Below are 1,275 nucleotides of genomic sequence, written 5' to 3' on the forward strand. Positions count from 1 at the left end.
GGTAAGTTCGACTTCCAAAGCGCCACTATGGCTCGACGTGCGAAACAGCACCGCCTGCTGTTTGAGCCTGACGCCCACCTCACGGTTCGCCAGGACCTGCTCGACAATATAGTTCGCCTGATCGCTCTCGTCCCGAACCGTTACAAGCATGGGCCGTTGCTCCGATTGACGATCGGTCCAGAGGTTCTTGGTAAACCGTTCGCGGGCGAGACTGATCACTCCATTCGCGGCAGCAAGGATGGGCTGTGTTGAACGATAATTGCGATCGAGTGTGATGACGTCGGCTGGCTTTGGAGAAAATTCCTTGGGAAAGTCGAGGATGTTGTGAATGGTTGCTGCGCGGAAGGAATAGATCGACTGCGCATCATCACCAACAACCGTCAGACCATGCCCGCTCGGTTTCAGCGCCAACAGGATCGATGCCTGAAGGCGGTTTGTGTCCTGATATTCATCAACCAGAACATGGTCGAAACGATGACCGACATCCTCGGCAAGCGCGGCATCCGACATCATCTGCGCCCAGTAAAGCAGGAGATCATCATAATCGAGCACATTTTGATGCTGTTTGGCGTCCACATAGGCGGCAAAGAGCTGTTTCAACTGCTCTTCCCAACCAAGGGCAAAAGGATAGGCATTCTTTAACACCACGCCGATTGTACTCTCGGAATTGACGACCCGCGAATAGATTGCGAGACAGGTGCCCTTGGTTGGAAAGCGGCTTTCCATTTTCGAGAAACCCAGTTCATGACGAATGAGGTTCATGAGATCGGCGCTGTCTTCTCGGTCATGAATGGTAAAGTCGGCGCTGAGCCCGATCTGTTGGGCGTAAATGCGCAAAAGACGCGCGCCCATTCCATGAAATGTTCCCGCCCAGGCCAGAGCGTCCGTCATGACGGACGAATGATCGCCAAGCACTTGTTTGCAGATACGCTGGACACGCCTGGCCATTTCGGACGCCGCGCGACGCGAGAATGTCATCAACAATATCCGGCGCGGATCAGCGCCATTGACGATCAGGTGAGCCACACGATGCGCCAATGTGTTCGTCTTGCCCGATCCAGCACCCGCGATGATCAAAAGTGGACCGCCGATCGTACCATCCGGCATGGCGACGCCATGTTCGACCGCTTCTCGCTGGCGATCATTCAGTTTTTCCAGATGGGCCGCTGCCATATGTCCTCGTCACGCATGAATGGTTTTGAACACGGGACCGCGGATAATCGGCTGACATGTCCATGCGTGGTTTCTAGAGCATTCGAAACAAAAAGGGAACAT

General features: G+C 54.4%; 1 protein-coding gene. It reads right to left on the reverse strand.

The window, feature by feature from the left end; all coding sequences use genetic code 11:
• Positions 1 to 1,173: ATP-dependent helicase (locus HWD97_RS24150; RefSeq protein ID WP_371835795.1), on the reverse strand; the 1,173-nt coding region annotated here is incomplete at its 3' end.
• Positions 1,174 to 1,275: the final 102 nt, after the last annotated feature.

This window comes from Ochrobactrum sp. C6C9 (assembly GCF_022627935.1).
Taxonomy (GTDB): Bacteria; Pseudomonadota; Alphaproteobacteria; order Rhizobiales; family Rhizobiaceae; genus Brucella; species Brucella teleogrylli.